The following is a 19,925-nucleotide window of genomic DNA, read 5'->3' on the forward strand; positions in this document are numbered from 1 at the left end:
ATTCATCCTTAATTTTTGAGGTAGACTAATGCAACGGTAACGATAGCGAATAAAACAAAAGCTAACGTATCAGCCGTCCGCCATTTTAAAATACGATACTTTGTTCGACCTTCTCCACCCTGGTAACCACGAGATTCCATGGCAATCGCTAAATCTTCGGCACGATTGAACGAACTTACAAATAGCGGAATTAACAACGGGATAATTGATTGCATTTGTTTAATTAGCGACCCTTGACCAAAGTTCACACCTCGAGCTCGTTGAGCGTTCATAATTTTTTCTGTCTCATCCATTAATGTAGGGACAAAACGTAACGCGATTGATAACATTAACGCAATTTCATAAACTGGAAATTTGATTGCTTTAAGTGGTTTTAATAAAGATTCAATCGCATCTGCTAGTTGGAGTGGTGCCGTTGACAACGTCAATAATGTTGACATAAAAATAATTAAAATAAATCGGCAAAAAATATATAATCCATTTGTCACACCAAATTGAGAAATTTTAAAAATCCCCCAATGCCAGTACATTTGGCCACCACTTGAAAATAGCATTTGCAAAGCAACCGTAAAGATAATCAGCCAAATTAATGGCCGGACACCTTTTAAAAAGAAACTCATATTAATTTTTGACGCTAAAATACATCCTAACGTAAAAACTAAAAGCATAGAAAAACTTTGCCAATTATTTGCCATAAAGATTATTCCAACAAAATAAAAACTCAAAACTAATTTAGCACGCGGATCCATGCGGTGAACGAGTGAATCACCCGCTATGTAACGTCCAAAAATCAACTTATTCATTAGCGTCATGACCTCCATTTTGGCTTAGCAGCGTGACGAGGTCGTCGGCTAATTCATTCTCTGTTAAAGGCATCTCCTTGAATTCAAAGCCTTTTTCAATTAATTTTTTTGAAAATAACGTTGTTGTTGGCACGTTCAAATGGTTACTTAATAAGAACTCTGGATCAGCAAAAACTTCTCTTGGTGTGCCCGATTTAATAATCGTTCCTTTTGACATGATAATAGCGTGATTCGCATAATTTGCCACATCATCCATCTGATGCGTTACGAGAATAATCGTCAAATTTTGTTCACGATGAAGTTCTTCGAACATTGCCATCATATCAACGCGACCTTTAGGATCTAATCCTGCTGTGGGTTCGTCTAAAACCAAGATTTTAGGTTCCATAGCCAGAATTCCAGCGATTGCTACGCGACGCATTTGACCACCAGAGAGGTCAAATGGTGATTGCTGATAGATATTCTCTGGTAATCCAACTAACTTCAACATTTTTGTCGCTATTTTCTCAGCTTCTTCATCTGTTTTACCAAAGTTTTTTGGCGCAAATGCCACATCTTTAATAACCGTTTCTTCAAACAATTGTGCTTCTGGAAATTGAAAAACGATGCCAACTTGTTTTCGTAAATCGTTTAACGTTTTATTGGCCGTTTCTGGTGTAATGATTTGATTCCCAATTGTAATTTTACCTTCAGTTGGTTTTAATAGGCCATTTAAATGTTGCAATAGGGTCGATTTACCAGAACCTGTATGTCCAACAATTGCTGTAAATGAGCCGTCCTCAATTTCAAGATTGATATTATGTAGCGCCCGACTTTCAAAAGGTGTCCCTTTTTGGTAGGTAAAGGCTACTTCGTTGAATTTAATTGCCATAACCAATCTACCATACCTTCCTCTGTCATATAGTCGTCCGGAATGTCAAAATGACGTTTTTTAAGCGCGACTTTTAAGCGTTCTGGATATGGAATATCTAATCCCATATCTACTAATTGTTCACCAAGTGCAAAAATTTCAGCAGGTGTGCCTTCTTTTACCAGCTCGCCTTTGTCCATAACCATAATTTTGTCAGCACTTGCCGCTTCATTAATATCATGCGTGATTGAAATAATTGTTAGCCCACGTTCTTCTTTGAGTTGATGTATTAGGCTCAAAACTTCGTCACGACCTTCTGGATCCAACATGCTAGTTGATTCATCCAAGATGATAACTTCTGGCCTTAGAGCGACAATTCCAGCGATTGCGACACGTTGTTTCTGTCCCCCAGATAGTCTAGCAGGTTCCTTGGCCGCAAACTCCCACATATCTACACGTTCAAGCGCGTCTCTGACTCGTTCTTGCATTTCTTTACGTTCTATTCCATTGTTTTCAAGTCCAAATGCAACGTCATCTTCAACAGTTGCTCCCACAAACTGGTTATCTGGGTTTTGAAAAACGATGCCAATCTTACGACGAATATCCCAGACCGTTTCTGGTGATAAAATAAGGCCATCTACTGTGATTTCACCTGATTGAGGTGCTAGCAAGCCATTAATATTTTTAGATAATGTACTTTTCCCACTACCGTTATGACCAATAATTGCAACCCAGTCACCTTTTTCAATCGTAAAGGACACATCTTTAAGTGCCATTTCACTCATTTCTTTTTGTGCTTCATATTGATAATTTAAATGATCAACTTTAATTAATTCAGTCATTGTTACTGTCCTCACAATTCACAAGATAACTTACGTTTTGCATTATATCACAGGCCAAAATGAACTCAGTGTATTTATACTTTTACTCTTTATAGTTGTCCTATCTATACAACATACATCTAAAATGCATTTTTTGTACTTTTAAGCTCTTAATTAACAATAAACAGCCATTTAGTCACACCTTTTTATATTGCGCTAAGAACTGCATTTTAAGCTAAATTTCTCTCACCATTTGATAATTAACTAGATTTTGTTGATGTCGATAATTATCTTATCTTTTTATAATTTTAAACCCATAATGTTCAAAAAAAGAGACAGCAGTTATTGAAGCCTCTACCGTTTGTACATTTATTTGTAATTCATTCCTTTGGTAATTTGTTAATTCTGTTAAAATAAGCGCTCCGATATGCTGTCGAATCATAGAACTCTCTACGTACAGCATATCAATATGTCCTGTTACTTCAAGGTTACCAAATCCTATGACCTTTAAATCTTTGATGGCAAGTAGCGTAAATGATTCACTTAATCGTTTATGCCATGCACTCAGATCTGGATTATTCTGCACCCACTCATTAATTTCTAGTTGTGAATAATCTTGTCGGTTAATCTCTTGAATTGTTTGGTTGAATAATGTCGTTATTTCCGATAAATATTTACTATCATAACGGTAAAGTTGTATTGAACTTTGTGCCATCACATTACCCCCTAAACAGATTAAGAATACTATTATCATACTAGGTTTTAGCACATAAAAAAAGGGTTCTGAACACATTATTAAAATGTGTTCAGAACCCTTTTTTCAGACCTCATTAGACAATAAAAAATCACTATGAAGGATGACCGGCAAATCACAAATGTGAAGAACCTTCAAACTAGACTAAGATTACTCCATCATCATAACGTTTGTTTTTAATCATCAATCAAAGTGAAAAATTATCTGTTAACGAATTATACTAATTCAATAATAACCATTTGTGCGGCATCGCCACGACGAGGCATTGTTTTCATAGTTCTAGTGTATCCACCATTACGTTCAGCGTAACGAGGAGCTACATCAGAAAATAATTTTTGTAATGCTGATTGAACAGTGACATCGTCACCATCTTCTTTCACGTCAGCAACTGTGTTTCTTACGAAAGCAGCAGCACGACGACGTGAAGCTAAATCACCACGTTTACCTAAAGAAATCATTTTATCGGCAGATTTGCGTACTTCTTTAGCGCGAGCTTCAGTAGTCACAATTCGTTCGTTGATAATAAGACTTGTTGTTAAATCACGTAACATTGCTTTACGTTGAGAACTTGTACGTCCTAATTTGCGGTAACTCATGAATAGTTTCCCTCCCTCTATATAATATTAGTCATCATGACGTAATGATAAATCAAGCGCAGCTAATTTAGCTTTAACTTCTTCCAATGATTTACGGCCCAAGTTACGGACTTTCATCATGTCAGCTTCGGATTTATTCGTTAATTCTTGAACCGTGTTGATTCCAGCACGTTTCAAACAATTGTATGAACGAACTGATAAATCAAGTTCTTCAATCGTCATTTCGAGCATTTTTTCTTTATGTGTTTCTTCTTTTTCAACCATAATTTCAGCATTTTTAGCTTCATCGGTTAAATCAACAAATAAAGTCAAATGCTCAGTTAAAATTTTAGCCGACAAACTAATGGCTTCGCTTGGTGTAATTGAACCATTAGTCCAAACATCAAGTGTCAATTTGTCATAATCATCTTTTTGACCAACACGTGTTTTTTCTACTTGGTAGTTCACACGTTCGATTGGGGTATAAATGGAGTCAATTGGTAATACGCCAATTGGCATATCTTCCGCTTTGTTTTGATCAGCAGATACGTATCCACGACCATTGCTAGCGTTCATGCGAACATGAAAAGATGCACCTTCTGCGACTGTACAAATGTACAAGTCGGGATTTAATACTTCAACATCACTGTTTACAATGATGTCACCGGCAGTAACCTCTGCGGGACCTTTCACATCAATTTCGATGGATTGGTCTTCATCAGCAGCTAACTTCAAAGCAACTTTCTTAATATTCAAGATAATTTGAGTAACATCTTCCAATACGCCTTCAATAGTTGAAAACTCATGTAAAACACCATCAATTTGAATATTAGTAATAGATGCGCCTGGTAAGGAAGATAATAGAATCCGACGAAGTGAATTACCTAATGTCGTACCATAACCGCGTTCAAGTGGTTCTACAACAAATTTACCATAGTTAGGACTTTCATCTATCTTATGAATATTTGGTTTTTCAAATTCAATCATTCTTATCTTTACCCCTTTCAAAACGTAACGTGTAATCTAGTGAAAACATTATGAAGTTCAACTCCGTAATGAATATTAATCCACGTTAAACACGACGGCGTTTTGGAGGACGACATCCATTATGAGGCACTGGAGTAACATCGCGAATTGCTGTTACTTCAAGACCAGTAGTTTGTAAAGCACGGATTGCGGCTTCACGGCCAGAACCAGGTCCTTTAACTGCTACTTCAACAGTCTTCATACCATTTTCCATTGAGCCTTTAGCTGCAGCTTCTGCTGCCATTTGTGCTGCGAATGGTGTAGATTTACGACTACCTCTAAAACCTAATGCACCAGCTGATGACCATGCAACAGCGTTACCGTTAACATCAGTAATCATAACAAGTGTATTGTTAAAAGTAGAATGAATATGTGCAACACCGGCTTCAATATGTTTTTTAACACGGCGTTTGCGAGAAACTTTCTTAGTTGCCATAAATAGTATTACCTCCTTAATCTAGTAATTATTTCTTGCGGCCTGCAATTGATGTAGCTGGGCCTTTACGTGTACGAGCGTTGTTTTTCGTGTTTTGTCCACGAACTGGTAAACCACGACGATGACGCATGCCTCGGTACGTTCCAATTTCTTGGAGACGTTTAATGTTTAAACTGATTTCGCGACGTAAGTCACCTTCAATTTTAAATTGATCAACAACTTTACGGATTGCATCCTCTTGGTCAGTTGTTAAATCACGAGTTCTAATATCTTCTGATACTTCTGCTTCTACCAAGATCTTAGCAGCAGTTGTATTACCGATTCCATAAATGTAAGTTAATGCTACCACGATTCTTTTATCACGTGGAATATCAATACCTGCAATACGAGCCATAACAATTACACCTCCTAATTTTTATTATCCTTGACGTTGTTTATGTTTTGGATTTGCGCTACAAATGATCATAACTCGACCTTTGCGCTTGATAACTTTACAATGTTCACACATTGGTTTTACTGATGGTCTTACTTTCATTGAATTATACCTCCTAAAAGTTTTTGAAGTACAATCTATTTAAAGCGATAAGTAATACGACCCTTACTTAAATCGTAAGGAGACATTTCAACCGTCACTTTATCACCAGGTAAAATACGAATATAATTCTTACGAATTTTACCAGAGACATGAGCTAAAATTTCATGATCATTTTCAAGTACAACTCGAAAAGTCGCATTGGGTAACGTTTCACGGACCGTACCCTCAATCTCAATTACTTCTTCTTTCGCCACGTAAATGTACCTCCTTAAAATCGTGTTTTAACTTTACATGTAAAAATGGCGAGAATTAGACACTCTCACCCGTTCTTATCAGGATATTATTACAAATATCCTCCTGAAAAGATAAACCGGAATTATTCTATCATACCGCTATCTCAGATGCAAGTTAGCCACTCCGGCACAATTACTTTGCAGCGGAATACTCAGATTACTTGAGATTGTTTAAAATCGTTTCAATATCTGCAAATACATCTTCAATATCGCGGTTACCATCTACTGTATACAATAGATGACGTTGTTCGTAAAAATCTAATAACGGTGTATTCATTTTGATGTTAACTTCTAAACGATTTTTAACCGTTTCAAGTTTGTCATCTTCACGTTGATAAAATTCATGTTGCCCACAGCGATCACATGTTCCTTCAACCTTTGTGGGGTTGAAGATTTTGTGATATGTAGCTCCACAATTACGACAAATGTAACGACCAGTTAAACGTTCGATTAGAGATTCAGGATCAACATGAATGTCAATGACTGCGTTAAGAGGTTTTCCAAGGTCCTTACCGATTTCGTCCAAGGCAACAGCTTGTGCCATATTTCTTGGAAACCCATCAAGCATGTAGCCATCTTGAATATCATCTTCAGCTAATCGTTCTTTGACAATGCCATTTGTGACTTCATCAGGAACAAGGTCACCACGATCGATATACTTTTTAGCTTCAAGTCCCATTGGTGTTTCATTTTTCATTGCTGCACGGAAGATGTCTCCCGTAGAGATATGAGCGATGTGGAAAGCGTCGACAATCTTTTCAGCTTGTGTTCCCTTACCTGCACCAGGTAAACCCATTAACATCAGGTTCATTTTAGTCATGAATATCCTCCTAATATGAGAAATGGTTAGGCATCAGCCTAACCTAATTCTCAGTTTAAAATTTGTTTTTTATCGATTATCTAATGAATCCGACGTACTTACGTTTCATCATCATACCCTCTAATTGACGAATAGTTTCAAGAGCAACCCCAACGACAATCAACAGACTAGTACCACCCAAACCAACTGATTCATCTAATCCGAACAAACTTGATGCTAATAATGGAATTAAAGCAACAAATCCTAAGAATAATGAACCAACAGTACTTAAACGCATTAATAATTTTGAAACATATTTTTCTGTTGCTTTACCAGGCCAAACACTTGGAATATAACTTCCTTGTTTTTGTAAATTCTCTGAGAGTTTCTCAGGATTTACCTGTACGAAAGCGTAGAAGAATGTGAACAAGACAATCAATACGGTATATAGGATGGCTCCGTATGTTGTTTGCATGTTGAAAACTTGACTTAATACTTTATACCAAGTCGTGTCCCCTTGTGAGCTTTGGAATGCCAAAAGCACAGTTTGGGGTGTTGCAATGAACGAACTCGCAAAAATAACGGGGATAACACCCGCAACGTTTACCTTAAGTGGCAGATATGAACTATCTGTCGCACCAGCAACACGTCTTGTGTATTGAATTGGAATCTTATAGTTAGCTTGTTGAACATATGTTACAAAAGTTACGATTGCAAAAATAATAACGAGCAAGATAACTATGAACAAGATGCCCCCCCAAAGATCACCTTTATCAGCTTGGAAAATTTGTTCATTGAAAATCTGTTTAATACCACCTGGAATACGAGAAACGATACCTGCCATGATTAACATGGAAACACCATTCCCAATACCACGTTCAGTAATCATATCACCTAACCAAGTCGTAAACATTGTTCCGGCTGTTAAAATAACGCCCAAAACAACATATGTTTGCGTACTTGGATTGTTAACCAAACCTAAACTACTTAATGAGTCTAACCCTGCGGTGATACCTACAGATTGAACAAATGCTAAGACAATTGTTAGGTAACGTGTAGCTTGATTCAATTTACGACGACCAACTTCACCTTGCTTACTCCATTCTACAAAACGAGGAACAATGTCCATTTGTAGTAATTGAATAACAATTTGAGCTGTAATGTAGGGTGAAACCCCCATTGCGAAAATTGAGTAATTAGTTAATCCACCACCACTAAAAGTGTTAAGAAGACTAACTAAGTTACTACTTGTTGCACTAGCAATTGCAGCATGGTTAATTCCAGGAACTGTTATAAAAGTACCTAAGCGAAAGACAATTAAAACGCATAAAGTGAAAAAAATCTTTTGACGGATTTCTTTCACAGCTAATGCATTTTTCATCACTTTAAGCATTAGATCACCTCTGTTTGACCACCGGCAGCTTCAATAGCTTCTTTAGCAGCAGCTGAGAATTTACCTGCTTTAACAGATAATTTCTTGTTAAGTTCGCCGGAAGCTAAAATTTTAATTCCTGATTTTTCGTTCTTAACAATACCTGATTCAACAAGTAATGCTGGTGTTACTTCAGCACCGTTTTCGAATTTGTTTAAGCTATCTAAATTGACAACTGCATATTCTTTACGGTTGAAGTTATTAAATCCACGTTTTGGCATACGACGGAATAAAGGCATTTGTCCACCTTCAAAACCTAAACGTACTTTACTACGGGCTTTTTGGCCTTTTTGACCACGTCCAGAAGTTTTACCATTACCTGAAGATGTTCCACGTCCGACACGGTTACGTACTGAGCGAGAACCTTCACTTGGTTTTAATTCATGTAATTTCATAGGGTTGGCACCTCCTTATTTTAAACTGCAAACAAGATGTTGATGTTATTTAACTTCTTCAACGTCCACTAAATGAGAAATCTTGGCGATAACGCCTCGTGTTACTGCGTCATTAGGACGAATAACAGAGCTGCTAATACGGTGTAAACCGAAAGCTTTAACGATTTCGCGTTGATTTTGAGGACGTCCGATGACACTGCGTTTTAATGTAATTTTTAAATCTGTCATGTTTTAGTCCTCCTAGTCAGCTAAGTGTTGAATAGAAACGCCACGTAATGCAGCAACTTCTTCAGCACTCTTCATTTTCTTTAAACCATCCATTGTTGCGCGAACAACGTTGATTGGTGTATTTGAGCCTAATGATTTACTTGTTACATCTGCTACTCCAGCAAGTTCCATAACGGCACGAACTGAACCACCAGCGGCAACTCCAGAACCTTCAACAGCTGGTTTAAGCATAATGCGTCCACCACTGTATTGACCGAGAACTTCGTGAGGAAGTGTCGTACCGACCATAGGTACTTCAATCAAGTTCTTTTTAGCATCTTCAACTGCTTTACGGATTGCTTCAGGAACTTCTTGAGCTTTACCTGTACCGAAGCCTACATGACCATTGTGATCACCGACAATAACTAATGCAGCAAAACGTAGACGACGTCCACCTTTTACAACTTTAGTAACACGGTTAATCGCAACAACACGATCTTCTAAATCTAAATGAGTTGGATCAATGAAAGTCATAAACTATTTCCTCCCTTTCTTAGAATTCTAATCCATTTTCACGAGCTGCTTCAGCTAAAGCAGCAACGCGTCCATGGTATAAGTATCCGCCACGATCAAAAACAACAGCTTTGATACCTTTGTCATTAGCACGTTTAGCAACTAATGCGCCAACAGCAGTAGCTTTTGCTACTTTACTGTCGCCAGTTACTTCACTATCAATTGTTGAGGCACTTGCTAGCGTTACACCCGCTACGTCATCAATTACTTGAGCGTAGATGTGGTTATTAGAACGGAATACGTTTAAGCGTGGGCACTCTGCAGTTCCAGAAATCTTGCCACGAACACGTAAATGACGTTTTGAACGTGTTTTATTTCTATCTGGTTTTGTAATCACAATTTTCACCTCTTGATTTTATTCAAAAACAAAGTAAGCAATGCTAAGCAGCATTATTTACCTGTTTTACCTTCTTTACGACGAACATATTCGCCAACGTAACGAATTCCTTTACCTTTATAAGGTTCTGGAGGACGAACGGCACGAATTTCTGCGGCAAGATCGCCAACTTCTTGTTTACTGATACCTGAAATAATAATACTTGTATTTGCAGGAACTTCAACAGTTAAGTTTTCGCGTTCTTCAAAATCCACTGGATGTGAATAACCAACATTTAATACTAATTTTTTCCCTTGTAATTGTGCACGATAACCAACACCAATCAACTCAAGTTCTTTTTTGAAACCTTCTGTAACACCAAGAACCATGTTGTTTACGTTGGCACGCATTGTACCATGTAAGGCACGAGTGCTTTTATCGTCACTTTCACGAGTAAATTTAACTGAAAGACCTTCAACATGCATTGTAATAGCACTAGAGAACTTACGAGTTAATTCACCTTTGGGGCCTTTTACTGTAACCATTTGACCTTCTTGTGTAACTTCTACACCAGCAGGAAGAACGATTTCTTTATAACCTATACGACTCACGCGAGTGACACCTCCTTACGAATTAATTGATTACCAGATGTATGCTAAGACTTCGCCACCAATTTGTTTGGCGCGTGCATCTTTATCTGTCATCACACCTTCTGATGTTGAGATAACTGCGATTCCTAAACCATTTAATACTTTAGGAACTGCATCAGCTTGAACGTACGTACGTAATCCTGGTTTTGAGATACGTTTAATACCAGAGATTACACGTTCGTTGTCTTTTCCAAATTTTAAAAATACACGGATAATACCTTGTTTGTCATCATCGATGTATTCGATATCACGTACGAAACCTTCATTTTTAAGGATTTCAGCGATATCACGTTTGATTTTTGAAGCAGGCACTTCTAAAGACTCATGCCGTACCATGTTTGCATTACGGATACGAGTTAAAAAGTCTGCGATCGGATCAGTCATGACCATTGAGTTTACCCTCCTTTAACTTGTCTTTTAGATTTACCAGCTAGCTTTTTTCATACCAGGAATTTGGCCTTTGTGAGCAAGGTCACGAAGACAAATACGGCATAATTTAAATTTACGATAAACAGAATGTGGGCGACCACAACGTTCGCAACGTGTATAAGCTTGTGTAGAGAATTTTGCTGGACGTTTGTTCTTTGCAATTAATGATTTTTTAGCCAAAGCTTTGTAACCTCCTTATTATTTAGAAAACGGCATACCTAATTGTGTGAGTAATTCTTTTGATTCCTCATCAGTATTAGCAGTTGTAACAATAACGATATCCATTCCACGAACTTTATCCACATCATCAAAATCGATTTCTGGGAAAATTAATTGTTCGCGAACACCTAAAGTATAGTTACCACGGCCATCAAAGGCTTTTTTGCTAACGCCACGGAAATCACGCACACGAGGTAATGAAACTGAAACTAATTTATCTAAGAAATCGTACATGCGTTCGCCACGTAAAGTAACTTTAGCACCGATTGGCATACCTTCACGTAAACGGAAGCCAGCAATTGATTTTTTAGCTTTTGTAACCAAAGGTTTTTGACCAGCGATTAAAGCTAATTCTTCAACAGCTTTATCTAAATTTTTAGCATTAGTAACAGCATCACCAACACCCATGTTGATAACAATTTTATCAACTTGAGGTGTTTGCATAATTGATGTGTAGTTAAATTTTTCCATCATAGATGGTGTAATTTCATTAGTGAACTTTTCTTTTAAACGGTTAGTCATGAAGAAAGTGTCCTCCTTTCAGTAGGTCTATTTAACAGTTTCACCTGATTTTTTAGAAACTCTAACTTTCTTGCCGTCTACAACTTTGAAGCCAACACGAGTTGGTTCGTTTGTAGATGGGTCGATAAGCATCACGTTTGAAACGTGAATTGGTGCTTCTATATCCACGATGCCACCTTGTGGATTCGAGTTACTAGGTTTTTGATGTTTTTTTGCAATATTCATGCCTTCAACAATCACACGGTCATCTTTAAGGAAAACTTTAGTAACAGTACCTTGTTTACCTTTATCTTTACCTGCAATTAATTGAACTTTATCACCAGTTTTGACGAACATTTAGCGCACCTCCTTGTTTTCCGATGGATTTCTTATAATACTTCGGGTGCTAAAGAAACAATCTTCATGAAATTGTTATCACGTAATTCACGTGCAACAGGTCCAAAGATACGTGTACCTTTAGGGCTTTTATCATCTTGGATGATAACGGCAGCATTTTCATCAAATTTGATGTATGAACCGTCAGCGCGATGAGCACCTGATTTTGTACGTACGATTACAGCTTTAACAACTTCACCTTTTTTGACAACACCACCTGGTGTTGCATGTTTAACAGTAGCAACAATAACGTCACCGATATTAGCAGTTTTACGCTTTGATCCACCTAAAACTTTAATAGTTAAGATTTCTTTTGCGCCTGAATTGTCGGCAATTTTTAAACGACTTTCTGTTTGTATCACAGTAAGTGTCCTCCTTTCGATAGCAAATTAGAAATACGAATGGCAATTATGCTTAAGCAATAACTGCTTTTTCAACGATATCTAATAAACGGAATCTCTTAGTTGCTGACAACGGACGAGTTTCCATAATTTGAACGATATCGCCGATTTTTGCTTCGTTATTTTCATCATGTGCATAGAATTTTTTAGAATAAGTCACACGTTTACCGTAGGTTTTGTGTGTCTTGTATGTTTCGATAAGAACACTAATCGTTTTATCCATTTTGTCGGATACAACGCGTCCTTGATAGACTTTACGTTGGTTACGAGTTTCACTCATGCGTAAATGGCCTCCCTTTCGTAATCTACTTGTTTAATTCTTGTTGGCGTAATGCCGTTTTAATACGAGCAATTGTTTTACGTACTTCACTTAAGCGTGCGGTATTTTCTAATTGACCGGTAGCTAATTGGAAGCGTAAGTTAAACAATTCATCTTTAAATTCTTGTTCTTTGGTAATCATTTCAGCAGTGGTTAATTCATTAATTTCCTTAGCCTTCATGTGATTCGCCACCTACTTCCTCACGTTTTACAATTTTAGTTCTCACTGGAAGTTTGTTTGATGCTAAGCGTAAAGCTTCGCGAGCAACTTCTTCGGGAACACCGGCAACTTCAAACATGATCTTTCCACGTTTAACTGGAGCTACCCATCCTTCAGGAGCACCTTTACCAGAACCCATTCGAACACCAATTGCTTTTGCAGTATATGATTTATGAGGGAAAATTTTAATCCATACTTTCCCACCACGTTTCATATGACGGTTAATAGCGACACGAGAAGCTTCGATTTGACGGTTAGTGATCCATGATGATTCAAGAGCCTGTAAACCGAATTCTCCAAAAGCGACTTCTTTGCCACCTTTAGCTTCCCCACGCATTTTACCACGGAATTCACGACGGAATTTTGTACGTTTAGGTACTAACATAGGTTATTTCCCTCCTTTCACAGCGTTTTTCTTAGCTGGTAAGATTTCACCACGGTAGATCCAGACTTTAACGCCTAATTTACCGTAAGTAGTCATTGCTTCAACCCAAGCGTAGTCAATATCTGCTCTTAAGGTATGTAATGGAACTGTACCATCTGAGTAGCTTTCAACACGAGACATATCAGCTCCGTTAAGACGGCCAGCAACTTGAACTTTGATACCTTTAGCACCAGAGCGCATTGTACGTTGCATAGCTTGTTTAACAGCACGACGGAATGCGACACGGTTTTCTAATTGTTCCGCAACGTTTTCGCCGACTAATTGAGCATCTAAATCAGGACGTTTGATTTCAACAATGTTGATATGCACACGTTTACCTGTTAAATCATTTAATTCTTTACGAAGTTTTTCAACTTCAGCTCCACCTTTACCGATAACCATACCAGGTTTAGCAGTATGGATTGAAACGTTAACACGTTTTGCAGCGCGTTCGATTTCAACGATAGAGACAGAAGCGTCGGTTAATTTTTCTTGAATGTATTTACGGATGTGTAAATCTTCATGAAGGTAGTTTGCAAAATCTTTTTCTGCATACCATTTTGAATCCCAATCACGAATGATACCTACACGTAATCCCGTTGGATTTATTTTTTGACCCACGCGTTATCCCTCCTTATTTTGTAGTTTCAGATACAACTACTGTAATGTGACTCGTACGTTTGTTAATTGGTGAAGCTGATCCTTTAGCACGAGGACGGAAACGTTTTAAAGTTGGTCCTTCGTTAGCAAAAATATCAGTAATAACTAAGTTTTCACCATCTAAATCAAAATTATTTTCTGCATTAGCTACAGCAGAAAGTAAAACTTTTTCAATGATTGGGCTTCCGGCTCTGGGAGTAAATCTCAAAATACCGATAGCTTCAGCAACACTTTTACCTCTGATAAGATCGATTACCAAGCGAGCTTTACGCGCTGGAATACGAACAGTTTTGGCGGTTGCTTTTGCTGATGTTACTTGTTCAGCCATGTGTATAACCTCCTTTATTTAACTGTAGTTTTCTTATCGTCAGATCCGTGACCACGGAAAGTACGTGTTGGAACAAATTCACCCAACTTATGACCAACCATATCTTCTTGCATAAAAACTGGAACGTGTTTACGTCCATCATATACAGCGATAGTTAGACCAATGAAGTTAGGGAAGATTGTTGAACGACGTGACCATGTTTTGATAACTGTTTTCTTTTCTTGATCAGTTTGTGCTTCGACCTTTTTCATCAAATGTTCATCGACGAATGGTCCTTTTTTTAGACTACGACTCAATGTGAATCCTCCTTCCGGAATATAGCTTAAGCAACAAGTAAATTATTTCTTGTTGCGTCCACGTACGATAAATTTGTCTGATTGGTTTTTCTTTGAACGTGTTTTGTAACCCATCGTCTTTTGACCCCAAGGAGACATAGGTGATGGACGACCAATTGGAGCTTTACCTTCACCACCACCATGAGGATGATCGTTAGGATTCATAACTGATCCACGAACTGTAGGACGTTTACCAGCCCAACGAGCACGACCAGCTTTACCAATTTTGATTAATTCATGTTGTTCGTTACCAACAGCACCGATAGATGCGCGACATGTTGATAAGATCATGCGAACTTCGCCTGATGTCAAACGAACAAGGACGTATTTACCTTCTTTACCAAGTAATTGTGCAGAAGCACCGGCTGAACGAGCAAGTTGTCCACCCTTACCTGGTTTTAATTCGACATTATGAATAATTGTACCAACTGGGATATCTTGAAGAGCTAATGCGTTACCAACCTTGATATCTGCTTCTTTACCAGATTGAACCATCATGCCAACTTCTAATCCTTTAGGAGCAATGATGTATGATTTGATACCATCAGTATATTGTAATAATGCAATATTAGCTGAACGGTTTGGATCATATTCAATTGCTTTAACAGTTGCTGTTACATTGTCTTTAACACGCTTGAAATCGATCAAACGGTATTGACGTTTATGACCACCACCACGGTGACGAACAGTAATGCGACCATAGTTATTACGGCCGGCAGTTCTGCTTTTTGATTCTAGTAATGATTTTTCAGGAGTTGATTTAGTAATTTCTGAGAAATCAGAACCAGTCATATTACGACGACCGTTAGTGGTTGGTTTGAATTTTTTAATTCCCACGTTGTTTTCCTCCTAGTTTACAAAATTTTAGATTATTCTTCGAATAATTGGATTTCTTTTGAGTCGGCAGTTAAAGTAACAATTGCTTTACGGCGTTTTTTAGTATAACCAGCATAGCGACCTTGACGTTTTAACTTACCTTTAACATTCATGATATTTACTTTTACAACTTTAACGCCAAAAATATCTTCAATAGCTTTTTTGACTTCAATTTTAGTTGCACGAGTATCAACGTCGAATGTGTAAACTTTGTTAGCCATTCTATCCATTGCTGCTTCGGTGATGACTGGGCGTAAGATAATATCTCTTGATTCCATTATGAAAGAGCCTCCTCTACTTGAGAAAGAGCTGCTTGAGTCATGACTAATTTATCATTGTTGATAACGTCAAGAACGTTAACACCTTTAGCTTCTACTACTGTAACATTTTGTAAGTTACGAGCTGCTAAAGCAACGAAATCATTGCCAGGTTCAAGAACTATTAATACTTTTTTGTTGATATCTAAGTTACTTAAAACTTCTTTGAAAGTTTTTGTCTTTGGTTGTTCGAAGCTAAGTGCATCGACCATAACCACGCTGTTATCCAATACTTTTTGTGAAAGTACTGATTTAAGAGCTAAACGGCGAACTTTTTTAGGTAATTTGTAACTGTATGAACGAGGAGTAGGGCCAAATACGACACCACCACCACGCCATTGTGGGCTACGGATAGATCCTTGACGAGCACGACCTGTACCTTTTTGGCGCCATGGTTTTCTACCACCACCTGAAACTGCACTTTTGTTTTTAACTGAATGAGTTCCTTGACGTAATGATGCACGTTGCATGATTACGGCGTCAAAAATGACATTGTCGTTAGGTTCGATTCCAAAAATAGCGTCGTTTAATTCAACTTCACCATTTTTAGTACCATCTTGTTTTAATAATGCGACTGTTGGCATTTTGAAATTCCTCCTTCCTGTTATTTAGCGTCTTTTGTGACGTTTTTAATTGTAACTAATGTTTTGTTTGCGCCTGGTACGTTACCTTTAATCAAGATAACATTACTATCAACGTCAACACGAATAATTTCCAAGTTTTGGACAGTTACGCGTTTGCCACCCATGCGACCTGGTAATCTCTTACCTTTGAATACACGGTTAATAACGGCACCCATTGAACCAGGACGACGATGATAACGAGAACCATGAGTCATAGGACCTCGTGATTGTCCCCAACGTTTGATATTTCCTTGGAAACCATGTCCCTTAGACGTACCCGTAACGTTAACGATATCGCCAGCTGAGAATGTATCAACTTTAATTTCGTCACCTACGTTATATTCTCCAAGCTCAACATCGTTAATTTCACGAACGAAGCGCTTAGGAGTAGTATTTGCTTTTGCTGCATGACCTTTAGCAGGTTTGTTTGTTAATACTTCGCGCATGTCTTGGTAACCTAATTGAATTGCTTCGTAACCATCGTTTTCAATTGTTTTCAATTGTAAAACAACGTTTGGCGTAGATTCAATCACTGTAACTGGTACCAATTCACCATTTTCAGTAAAAACTTGTGTCATACCTACTTTTTTTCCTAAGATTCCTTTTGTAGTCATGAGTACACCTCCAATATGTTTGTATTTTTATTTTTGTAACTCTGTTTTATAATTTGATTTCAATATCAACGCCACTAGGTAAGTCAAGTTTCATCAATGAATCAACTGTCTTAGGTGTTGGGTTAACGATATCAATCAAACGTTTATGTGTAAGCATTTCGAATTGTTCACGTGAATCTTTATGCTTATGTGGTGAACGTAAAACTGTGTATAATGTACGTTCTGTTGGCAATGGAATTGGTCCAGAAATTGTTGCCCCTGTTCTTTTTGCAGTTTCAACAATCTTGTCAGCAGATTGGTCTAAAATACGGTGTTCGTAAGCTTTTAAGCGAATACGAATTTTTTGTTTTGCCATTTTGTTCCCTCCTTCGTCTATTTTAAAAATAAGACTAGCTCCGTGTAAGTGACCGACACACCTTGCGTGGCAAAGCTGCCGGGCGTGTCGCAATCTTTCACATCTTAGCTCATTCTATGAAACCCTATCGCAGGGCGTAATACGCCATCTGTTTTTGGGTACTTATCTATACTACTAGAGATAAAGCCTTATGGCAAGTGCTTTCTTATTTTTTTTCAAAGTTTCTCATTATATAATCATAATTAACATTTTTAAAACTTTTTTTATTTTCCAAATGTTATTTTACCACAAAAAAAGAAGCTATCAACAAGTGATAACTTCTTTTATAATTCAGACCAACTAATTAATCAGTAGCTGTTCCGTTTTTCTTCATAATTTCTTCTTGGATTGATTTTGGTACAGCTTCGTAATGATCAAATGTCATTGTGAATGTACCACGTCCTTGTGTAGAAGAACGTAAAGTAGTTGCGTAACCGAACATACCTGAAAGAGGAACCATTGCGTTAACAACTTGTGCATTTCCGCGAGCTTCCATACCTTCAACACGTCCACGACGAGCAGTTACATGTCCCATAACATCACCTAAGTAATCTTCAGGAGCGACAACTTCAACTTTCATCATTGGTTCAAGAATAACAGCACCAGCACTCTTAGCAGCTTTTCTCAATGCCATTGAGGCAGCTACCTTAAATGCTGATTCGTTAGAATCGACATCATGATATGATCCATCATATAACTTAGCTTTAACATCAATAAGTGGGTAGCCTGCAAGAACACCATTTTGCATAGCTTCTCTCAAACCTTGTTCAACTGAAGGAATATATTCACGAGGAACAACCCCACCGACGATAGCGTCTTCGAATGCGAAACCGCCACCCTCTTCATTAGGTGAGAATTCAACTGTAACATCACCATATTGACCTTTACCACCAGATTGACGAACGAATTTACCTTGTGCAGAAACAGTTTTTGTAAATGTTTCACGGTAGGCAACTTGTGGTTCACCAACAGTAGCTTCAACGTTAAATTCACGTCTCATACGATCAACGATGATATCCAAATGCAATTCACCCATCCCAGCGATTAAAGTTTCACCAGTTTCAGGGTTAGTTTCAGCCTTGAATGAAGGATCTTCTTCTGCTAGTTTTTGTAAACCGATATCCATCTTATCTTGATCAGCTTTTGTTTTTGGTTCGATAGATACTTGGATAACTGGTTCAGGGAATTCCATTGATTCAAGGATTAATGGATGTTTTTCATCCGTTAATGAATCACCAGTTGTCGTATTTTTCAAACCAATAGCAGCAGCAATATCACCAGAGAATACTTCAGGAATTTCATTACGGTGATTTGAATGCATTTGAAGGATACGACCAACACGTTCACGCGTGTCTTTAGTAGAGTTCAAGACATAAGAACCAGCTTGTAATGTACCTGAGTAAACACGGAAGAATGTTAAACGACCAACGAAGGGATCCGTTGCAATTTTAAATGCTAAAGCAGCGAAATCTTTGTCATCACCGGCTGTGATTTCAACTTCTTCATCTGTTTTAGGATCTACTGCGTTATAAGGTTTAACATCTAAAGGAGATGGTAAGAAATCATTAACAGCATCCAACATCATTTGAACACCCTTGTTTTTAAATGCTGAACCAGCAAGAACTGGGTACATTTCAAGATTTAATGTTGCTTTACGGATAGCAGCTTTGATTTCATCTTTAGTAATTTCCACACCATCAAGATATTTTTCCATAAGCTTTTCATCAACATCAGCAACGGCTTCAACTAAAGCTTCGCGACGTTTTGTAGCTTCTTCTAAATATTCTTCAGGAACGTCAATACTTTCCCATGTAGCACCTAAATCTTCGTTATCATATAAATCGGCTTTCATTTCGATTAAATCAATAACACCTTCAAAATCATCTTCAGCACCAATTGGCATTTGGATAGGAACAGCATTTACTTGAAGACGATCTTTGATTGTGCCTACTGAGTAATCAAAATTAGCACCCATTTTATCCATCTTATTGATGAAAACGATACGAGGAACTGAATATGTTGTAGCTTGACGCCAAACGTTTTCAGTTTGTGGTTCAACACCAGATTGACCATCTAAAACAACAACGGCTCCATCTAAGACACGAAGTGAACGTTCAACTTCAATAGTGAAATCCACATGTCCTGGAGTATCGATGATATTAATACGATGTTCTTTCCATTCAGCAGTTGTTGCAGCTGATGTGATTGTGATACCACGTTCTTGTTCTTGTTCCATCCAATCCATTTGTGAAGCTCCTTCATGAGTTTCACCAATTTTATGAATTTTACCAGTATAGTATAAAATACGTTCAGTAGTTGTTGTCTTACCAGCATCGATATGAGCAACAATCCCGATATTACGCGTTTTTTCTAGTGGGAATTCGCGTTTATTTGCCATTTTGTA

34 protein-coding genes are annotated in these 19,925 nt (G+C 37.7%); all 34 read right to left on the reverse strand.

Annotated features, from left to right (window positions below):
* Positions 1-8 precede the first annotated feature (8 nt).
* Positions 9-812, reverse strand: a complete 804-nt coding sequence (locus tag AC1RPX_RS04915) for an energy-coupling factor transporter transmembrane component T family protein (protein WP_481761610.1) — start codon at positions 810-812, stop codon at positions 9-11.
* Positions 796-1,674 carry an energy-coupling factor ABC transporter ATP-binding protein gene (locus AC1RPX_RS04920; RefSeq protein ID WP_481761611.1) on the reverse strand — a complete coding sequence of 293 codons (879 nt, stop codon included), beginning with the start codon at positions 1,672-1,674 and terminating at the stop codon, positions 796-798. Before AC1RPX_RS04920 ends, AC1RPX_RS04915 begins: the two co-directional genes overlap by 17 nt.
* Positions 1,650-2,495, reverse strand: coding sequence for an energy-coupling factor ABC transporter ATP-binding protein (locus AC1RPX_RS04925; RefSeq protein WP_481761612.1), 846 nt, complete (start codon positions 2,493-2,495; stop codon positions 1,650-1,652). Before AC1RPX_RS04925 ends, AC1RPX_RS04920 begins: the two co-directional genes overlap by 25 nt.
* Before the next feature lie 271 nt (positions 2,496-2,766).
* The gene (locus AC1RPX_RS04930) at positions 2,767-3,189 is read right to left on the reverse strand and encodes a GNAT family N-acetyltransferase (protein ID WP_481761613.1); all 423 of its coding nucleotides are present in this window, start codon (positions 3,187-3,189) and stop codon (positions 2,767-2,769) included.
* Positions 3,190-3,443: 254 nt separating this feature from the next.
* Positions 3,444-3,824: a 50S ribosomal protein L17 gene (gene rplQ / locus AC1RPX_RS04935; protein WP_057974617.1), complete on the reverse strand. Its 381-nt coding sequence runs from the start codon at positions 3,822-3,824 to the stop codon at positions 3,444-3,446.
* A gap of 27 nt (positions 3,825-3,851) precedes the next feature.
* Positions 3,852-4,790, reverse strand: coding sequence for a DNA-directed RNA polymerase subunit alpha (locus AC1RPX_RS04940; RefSeq protein WP_409022032.1), 939 nt, complete (start codon positions 4,788-4,790; stop codon positions 3,852-3,854).
* Positions 4,791-4,875: 85 nt separating this feature from the next.
* Positions 4,876-5,265 (reverse strand): 30S ribosomal protein S11, encoded by a 390-nt coding sequence (gene rpsK / locus AC1RPX_RS04945; protein ID WP_057974619.1) that lies wholly within the window; start codon positions 5,263-5,265, stop codon positions 4,876-4,878.
* A gap of 28 nt (positions 5,266-5,293) precedes the next feature.
* Complete coding sequence (gene rpsM, locus AC1RPX_RS04950; protein ID WP_057974620.1) at positions 5,294-5,659, reverse strand: 30S ribosomal protein S13; 366 nt, start codon at positions 5,657-5,659, stop codon at positions 5,294-5,296.
* Between the two features lie 24 nt (positions 5,660-5,683).
* Positions 5,684-5,800: a 50S ribosomal protein L36 gene (gene rpmJ / locus AC1RPX_RS04955; RefSeq protein WP_057756760.1), complete on the reverse strand. Its 117-nt coding sequence runs from the start codon at positions 5,798-5,800 to the stop codon at positions 5,684-5,686.
* Positions 5,801-5,835: 35 nt separating this feature from the next.
* Positions 5,836-6,054, reverse strand: coding sequence for a translation initiation factor IF-1 (gene infA, locus AC1RPX_RS04960; RefSeq protein ID WP_057974621.1), 219 nt, complete (start codon positions 6,052-6,054; stop codon positions 5,836-5,838).
* Positions 6,055-6,250: 196 nt separating this feature from the next.
* Positions 6,251-6,913, reverse strand: coding sequence for an adenylate kinase (locus AC1RPX_RS04965; RefSeq protein WP_481761614.1), 663 nt, complete (start codon positions 6,911-6,913; stop codon positions 6,251-6,253).
* A gap of 76 nt (positions 6,914-6,989) precedes the next feature.
* Positions 6,990-8,285 (reverse strand): preprotein translocase subunit SecY, encoded by a 1,296-nt coding sequence (gene secY / locus AC1RPX_RS04970; protein ID WP_409022030.1) that lies wholly within the window; start codon positions 8,283-8,285, stop codon positions 6,990-6,992.
* Positions 8,285-8,719, reverse strand: coding sequence for a 50S ribosomal protein L15 (rplO, locus tag AC1RPX_RS04975; protein WP_409022029.1), 435 nt, complete (start codon positions 8,717-8,719; stop codon positions 8,285-8,287). The genes secY and rplO overlap by 1 nt, the downstream gene beginning before the upstream one ends.
* A 45-nt stretch (positions 8,720-8,764) precedes the next feature.
* The gene (rpmD, locus tag AC1RPX_RS04980; protein ID WP_057974624.1) at positions 8,765-8,947 is read right to left on the reverse strand and encodes a 50S ribosomal protein L30; all 183 of its coding nucleotides are present in this window, start codon (positions 8,945-8,947) and stop codon (positions 8,765-8,767) included.
* A 12-nt stretch (positions 8,948-8,959) separates the two neighbouring features.
* On the reverse strand, positions 8,960-9,460 hold the full coding sequence (gene rpsE, locus AC1RPX_RS04985) for a 30S ribosomal protein S5 (RefSeq protein ID WP_409022028.1): 501 nt from the start codon (positions 9,458-9,460) through the stop codon (positions 8,960-8,962).
* Between the two features lie 19 nt (positions 9,461-9,479).
* Positions 9,480-9,836, reverse strand: coding sequence for a 50S ribosomal protein L18 (rplR, locus tag AC1RPX_RS04990; RefSeq protein ID WP_462298812.1), 357 nt, complete (start codon positions 9,834-9,836; stop codon positions 9,480-9,482).
* 53 nt (positions 9,837-9,889) lie between these two features.
* Positions 9,890-10,426 carry a 50S ribosomal protein L6 gene (rplF, locus tag AC1RPX_RS04995; protein WP_481761615.1) on the reverse strand — a complete coding sequence of 179 codons (537 nt, stop codon included), beginning with the start codon at positions 10,424-10,426 and terminating at the stop codon, positions 9,890-9,892.
* 30 nt (positions 10,427-10,456) lie between these two features.
* Positions 10,457-10,855: a 30S ribosomal protein S8 gene (rpsH, locus tag AC1RPX_RS05000; protein WP_057974628.1), complete on the reverse strand. Its 399-nt coding sequence runs from the start codon at positions 10,853-10,855 to the stop codon at positions 10,457-10,459.
* 33 nt (positions 10,856-10,888) lie between these two features.
* Positions 10,889-11,074 (reverse strand): type Z 30S ribosomal protein S14, encoded by a 186-nt coding sequence (locus AC1RPX_RS05005; RefSeq protein WP_057974629.1) that lies wholly within the window; start codon positions 11,072-11,074, stop codon positions 10,889-10,891.
* 18 nt (positions 11,075-11,092) lie between these two features.
* Entirely contained in the window at positions 11,093-11,635 is a 543-nt protein-coding gene (gene rplE / locus AC1RPX_RS05010) for a 50S ribosomal protein L5 (RefSeq protein WP_409022025.1), read from the reverse strand.
* A 27-nt stretch (positions 11,636-11,662) separates the two neighbouring features.
* A complete protein-coding gene (rplX, locus tag AC1RPX_RS05015; RefSeq protein ID WP_409022024.1) occupies positions 11,663-11,971 on the reverse strand; it encodes a 50S ribosomal protein L24 in 309 nt (102 codons plus the stop codon).
* Positions 11,972-12,003: 32 nt separating this feature from the next.
* Complete coding sequence (rplN, locus tag AC1RPX_RS05020; protein WP_409022023.1) at positions 12,004-12,372, reverse strand: 50S ribosomal protein L14; 369 nt, start codon at positions 12,370-12,372, stop codon at positions 12,004-12,006.
* 52 nt (positions 12,373-12,424) lie between these two features.
* Complete coding sequence (rpsQ, locus tag AC1RPX_RS05025) at positions 12,425-12,691, reverse strand: 30S ribosomal protein S17 (protein ID WP_057974633.1); 267 nt, start codon at positions 12,689-12,691, stop codon at positions 12,425-12,427.
* 25 nt (positions 12,692-12,716) lie between these two features.
* Positions 12,717-12,911 (reverse strand): 50S ribosomal protein L29, encoded by a 195-nt coding sequence (rpmC, locus tag AC1RPX_RS05030; RefSeq protein ID WP_057974634.1) that lies wholly within the window; start codon positions 12,909-12,911, stop codon positions 12,717-12,719.
* Complete coding sequence (gene rplP, locus AC1RPX_RS05035; RefSeq protein WP_057974635.1) at positions 12,901-13,335, reverse strand: 50S ribosomal protein L16; 435 nt, start codon at positions 13,333-13,335, stop codon at positions 12,901-12,903. The genes rpmC and rplP overlap by 11 nt, the downstream gene beginning before the upstream one ends.
* A 3-nt stretch (positions 13,336-13,338) precedes the next feature.
* On the reverse strand, positions 13,339-13,995 hold the full coding sequence (rpsC, locus tag AC1RPX_RS05040; protein ID WP_057974636.1) for a 30S ribosomal protein S3: 657 nt from the start codon (positions 13,993-13,995) through the stop codon (positions 13,339-13,341).
* 13 nt (positions 13,996-14,008) lie between these two features.
* A complete protein-coding gene (rplV, locus tag AC1RPX_RS05045) occupies positions 14,009-14,362 on the reverse strand; it encodes a 50S ribosomal protein L22 (protein ID WP_409022022.1) in 354 nt (117 codons plus the stop codon).
* Positions 14,363-14,376: 14 nt separating this feature from the next.
* The gene (rpsS, locus tag AC1RPX_RS05050; protein ID WP_057974638.1) at positions 14,377-14,658 is read right to left on the reverse strand and encodes a 30S ribosomal protein S19; all 282 of its coding nucleotides are present in this window, start codon (positions 14,656-14,658) and stop codon (positions 14,377-14,379) included.
* Positions 14,659-14,700: 42 nt separating this feature from the next.
* A complete protein-coding gene (gene rplB / locus AC1RPX_RS05055; RefSeq protein WP_409022021.1) occupies positions 14,701-15,534 on the reverse strand; it encodes a 50S ribosomal protein L2 in 834 nt (277 codons plus the stop codon).
* 32 nt (positions 15,535-15,566) lie between these two features.
* On the reverse strand, positions 15,567-15,851 hold the full coding sequence (rplW, locus tag AC1RPX_RS05060; protein WP_409022020.1) for a 50S ribosomal protein L23: 285 nt from the start codon (positions 15,849-15,851) through the stop codon (positions 15,567-15,569).
* On the reverse strand, positions 15,851-16,474 hold the full coding sequence (rplD, locus tag AC1RPX_RS05065; protein ID WP_409022019.1) for a 50S ribosomal protein L4: 624 nt from the start codon (positions 16,472-16,474) through the stop codon (positions 15,851-15,853). Before rplD ends, rplW begins: the two co-directional genes overlap by 1 nt.
* 20 nt (positions 16,475-16,494) lie before the next feature.
* Positions 16,495-17,127 (reverse strand): 50S ribosomal protein L3, encoded by a 633-nt coding sequence (rplC, locus tag AC1RPX_RS05070; protein WP_481761616.1) that lies wholly within the window; start codon positions 17,125-17,127, stop codon positions 16,495-16,497.
* Between the two features lie 46 nt (positions 17,128-17,173).
* Positions 17,174-17,482, reverse strand: a complete 309-nt coding sequence (gene rpsJ, locus AC1RPX_RS05075; protein WP_057974643.1) for a 30S ribosomal protein S10 — start codon at positions 17,480-17,482, stop codon at positions 17,174-17,176.
* 343 nt (positions 17,483-17,825) lie between these two features.
* Positions 17,826-19,919, reverse strand: a complete 2,094-nt coding sequence (gene fusA, locus AC1RPX_RS05080; RefSeq protein WP_409022017.1) for an elongation factor G — start codon at positions 19,917-19,919, stop codon at positions 17,826-17,828.
* Between the last annotated feature and the right edge of the window lie 6 nt (positions 19,920-19,925).

The sequence above is a fragment of the Dellaglioa sp. CoH-56-MRSF-14 genome, from assembly GCF_056782115.1.

What these genes read in the sequence shown, in the direction of transcription:
- AC1RPX_RS04915 (WP_481761610.1), bottom strand. Translation starts at nt 812, where the DNA reads ATGACGCTAATGAATAAGTTGATTTTTGGACGTTACATAGCGGGTGAT.
- AC1RPX_RS04920 (WP_481761611.1), bottom strand. Translation starts at nt 1,674, where the DNA reads ATGGCAATTAAATTCAACGAAGTAGCCTTTACCTACCAAAAAGGGACA.
- AC1RPX_RS04925 (WP_481761612.1), bottom strand. Translation starts at nt 2,495, where the DNA reads ATGACTGAATTAATTAAAGTTGATCATTTAAATTATCAATATGAAGCA.
- AC1RPX_RS04930 (WP_481761613.1), bottom strand. Translation starts at nt 3,189, where the DNA reads ATGGCACAAAGTTCAATACAACTTTACCGTTATGATAGTAAATATTTA.
- rplQ (WP_057974617.1), bottom strand. Translation starts at nt 3,824, where the DNA reads ATGAGTTACCGCAAATTAGGACGTACAAGTTCTCAACGTAAAGCAATG.
- AC1RPX_RS04940 (WP_409022032.1), bottom strand. Translation starts at nt 4,790, where the DNA reads ATGATTGAATTTGAAAAACCAAATATTCATAAGATAGATGAAAGTCCT.
- rpsK (WP_057974619.1), bottom strand. Translation starts at nt 5,265, where the DNA reads ATGGCAACTAAGAAAGTTTCTCGCAAACGCCGTGTTAAAAAACATATT.
- rpsM (WP_057974620.1), bottom strand. Translation starts at nt 5,659, where the DNA reads ATGGCTCGTATTGCAGGTATTGATATTCCACGTGATAAAAGAATCGTG.
- rpmJ (WP_057756760.1), bottom strand. Translation starts at nt 5,800, where the DNA reads ATGAAAGTAAGACCATCAGTAAAACCAATGTGTGAACATTGTAAAGTT.
- AC1RPX_RS04965 (WP_481761614.1), bottom strand. Translation starts at nt 6,913, where the DNA reads ATGACTAAAATGAACCTGATGTTAATGGGTTTACCTGGTGCAGGTAAG.
- secY (WP_409022030.1), bottom strand. Translation starts at nt 8,285, where the DNA reads ATGCTTAAAGTGATGAAAAATGCATTAGCTGTGAAAGAAATCCGTCAA.
- rplO (WP_409022029.1), bottom strand. Translation starts at nt 8,719, where the DNA reads ATGAAATTACATGAATTAAAACCAAGTGAAGGTTCTCGCTCAGTACGT.
- rpmD (WP_057974624.1), bottom strand. Translation starts at nt 8,947, where the DNA reads ATGACAGATTTAAAAATTACATTAAAACGCAGTGTCATCGGACGTCCT.
- rpsE (WP_409022028.1), bottom strand. Translation starts at nt 9,460, where the DNA reads ATGACTTTCATTGATCCAACTCATTTAGATTTAGAAGATCGTGTTGTT.
- rpsH (WP_057974628.1), bottom strand. Translation starts at nt 10,855, where the DNA reads ATGGTCATGACTGATCCGATCGCAGACTTTTTAACTCGTATCCGTAAT.
- rplE (WP_409022025.1), bottom strand. Translation starts at nt 11,635, where the DNA reads ATGACTAACCGTTTAAAAGAAAAGTTCACTAATGAAATTACACCATCT.
- rplX (WP_409022024.1), bottom strand. Translation starts at nt 11,971, where the DNA reads ATGTTCGTCAAAACTGGTGATAAAGTTCAATTAATTGCAGGTAAAGAT.
- rpsQ (WP_057974633.1), bottom strand. Translation starts at nt 12,691, where the DNA reads ATGAGTGAAACTCGTAACCAACGTAAAGTCTATCAAGGACGCGTTGTA.
- rpmC (WP_057974634.1), bottom strand. Translation starts at nt 12,911, where the DNA reads ATGAAGGCTAAGGAAATTAATGAATTAACCACTGCTGAAATGATTACC.
- rplP (WP_057974635.1), bottom strand. Translation starts at nt 13,335, where the DNA reads ATGTTAGTACCTAAACGTACAAAATTCCGTCGTGAATTCCGTGGTAAA.
- rplV (WP_409022022.1), bottom strand. Translation starts at nt 14,362, where the DNA reads ATGGCTGAACAAGTAACATCAGCAAAAGCAACCGCCAAAACTGTTCGT.
- rplW (WP_409022020.1), bottom strand. Translation starts at nt 15,851, where the DNA reads ATGGAATCAAGAGATATTATCTTACGCCCAGTCATCACCGAAGCAGCA.
- rplD (WP_409022019.1), bottom strand. Translation starts at nt 16,474, where the DNA reads ATGCCAACAGTCGCATTATTAAAACAAGATGGTACTAAAAATGGTGAA.
- rplC (WP_481761616.1), bottom strand. Translation starts at nt 17,127, where the DNA reads ATGACTACAAAAGGAATCTTAGGAAAAAAAGTAGGTATGACACAAGTT.
- rpsJ (WP_057974643.1), bottom strand. Translation starts at nt 17,482, where the DNA reads ATGGCAAAACAAAAAATTCGTATTCGCTTAAAAGCTTACGAACACCGT.
- fusA (WP_409022017.1), bottom strand. Translation starts at nt 19,919, where the DNA reads ATGGCAAATAAACGCGAATTCCCACTAGAAAAAACGCGTAATATCGGG.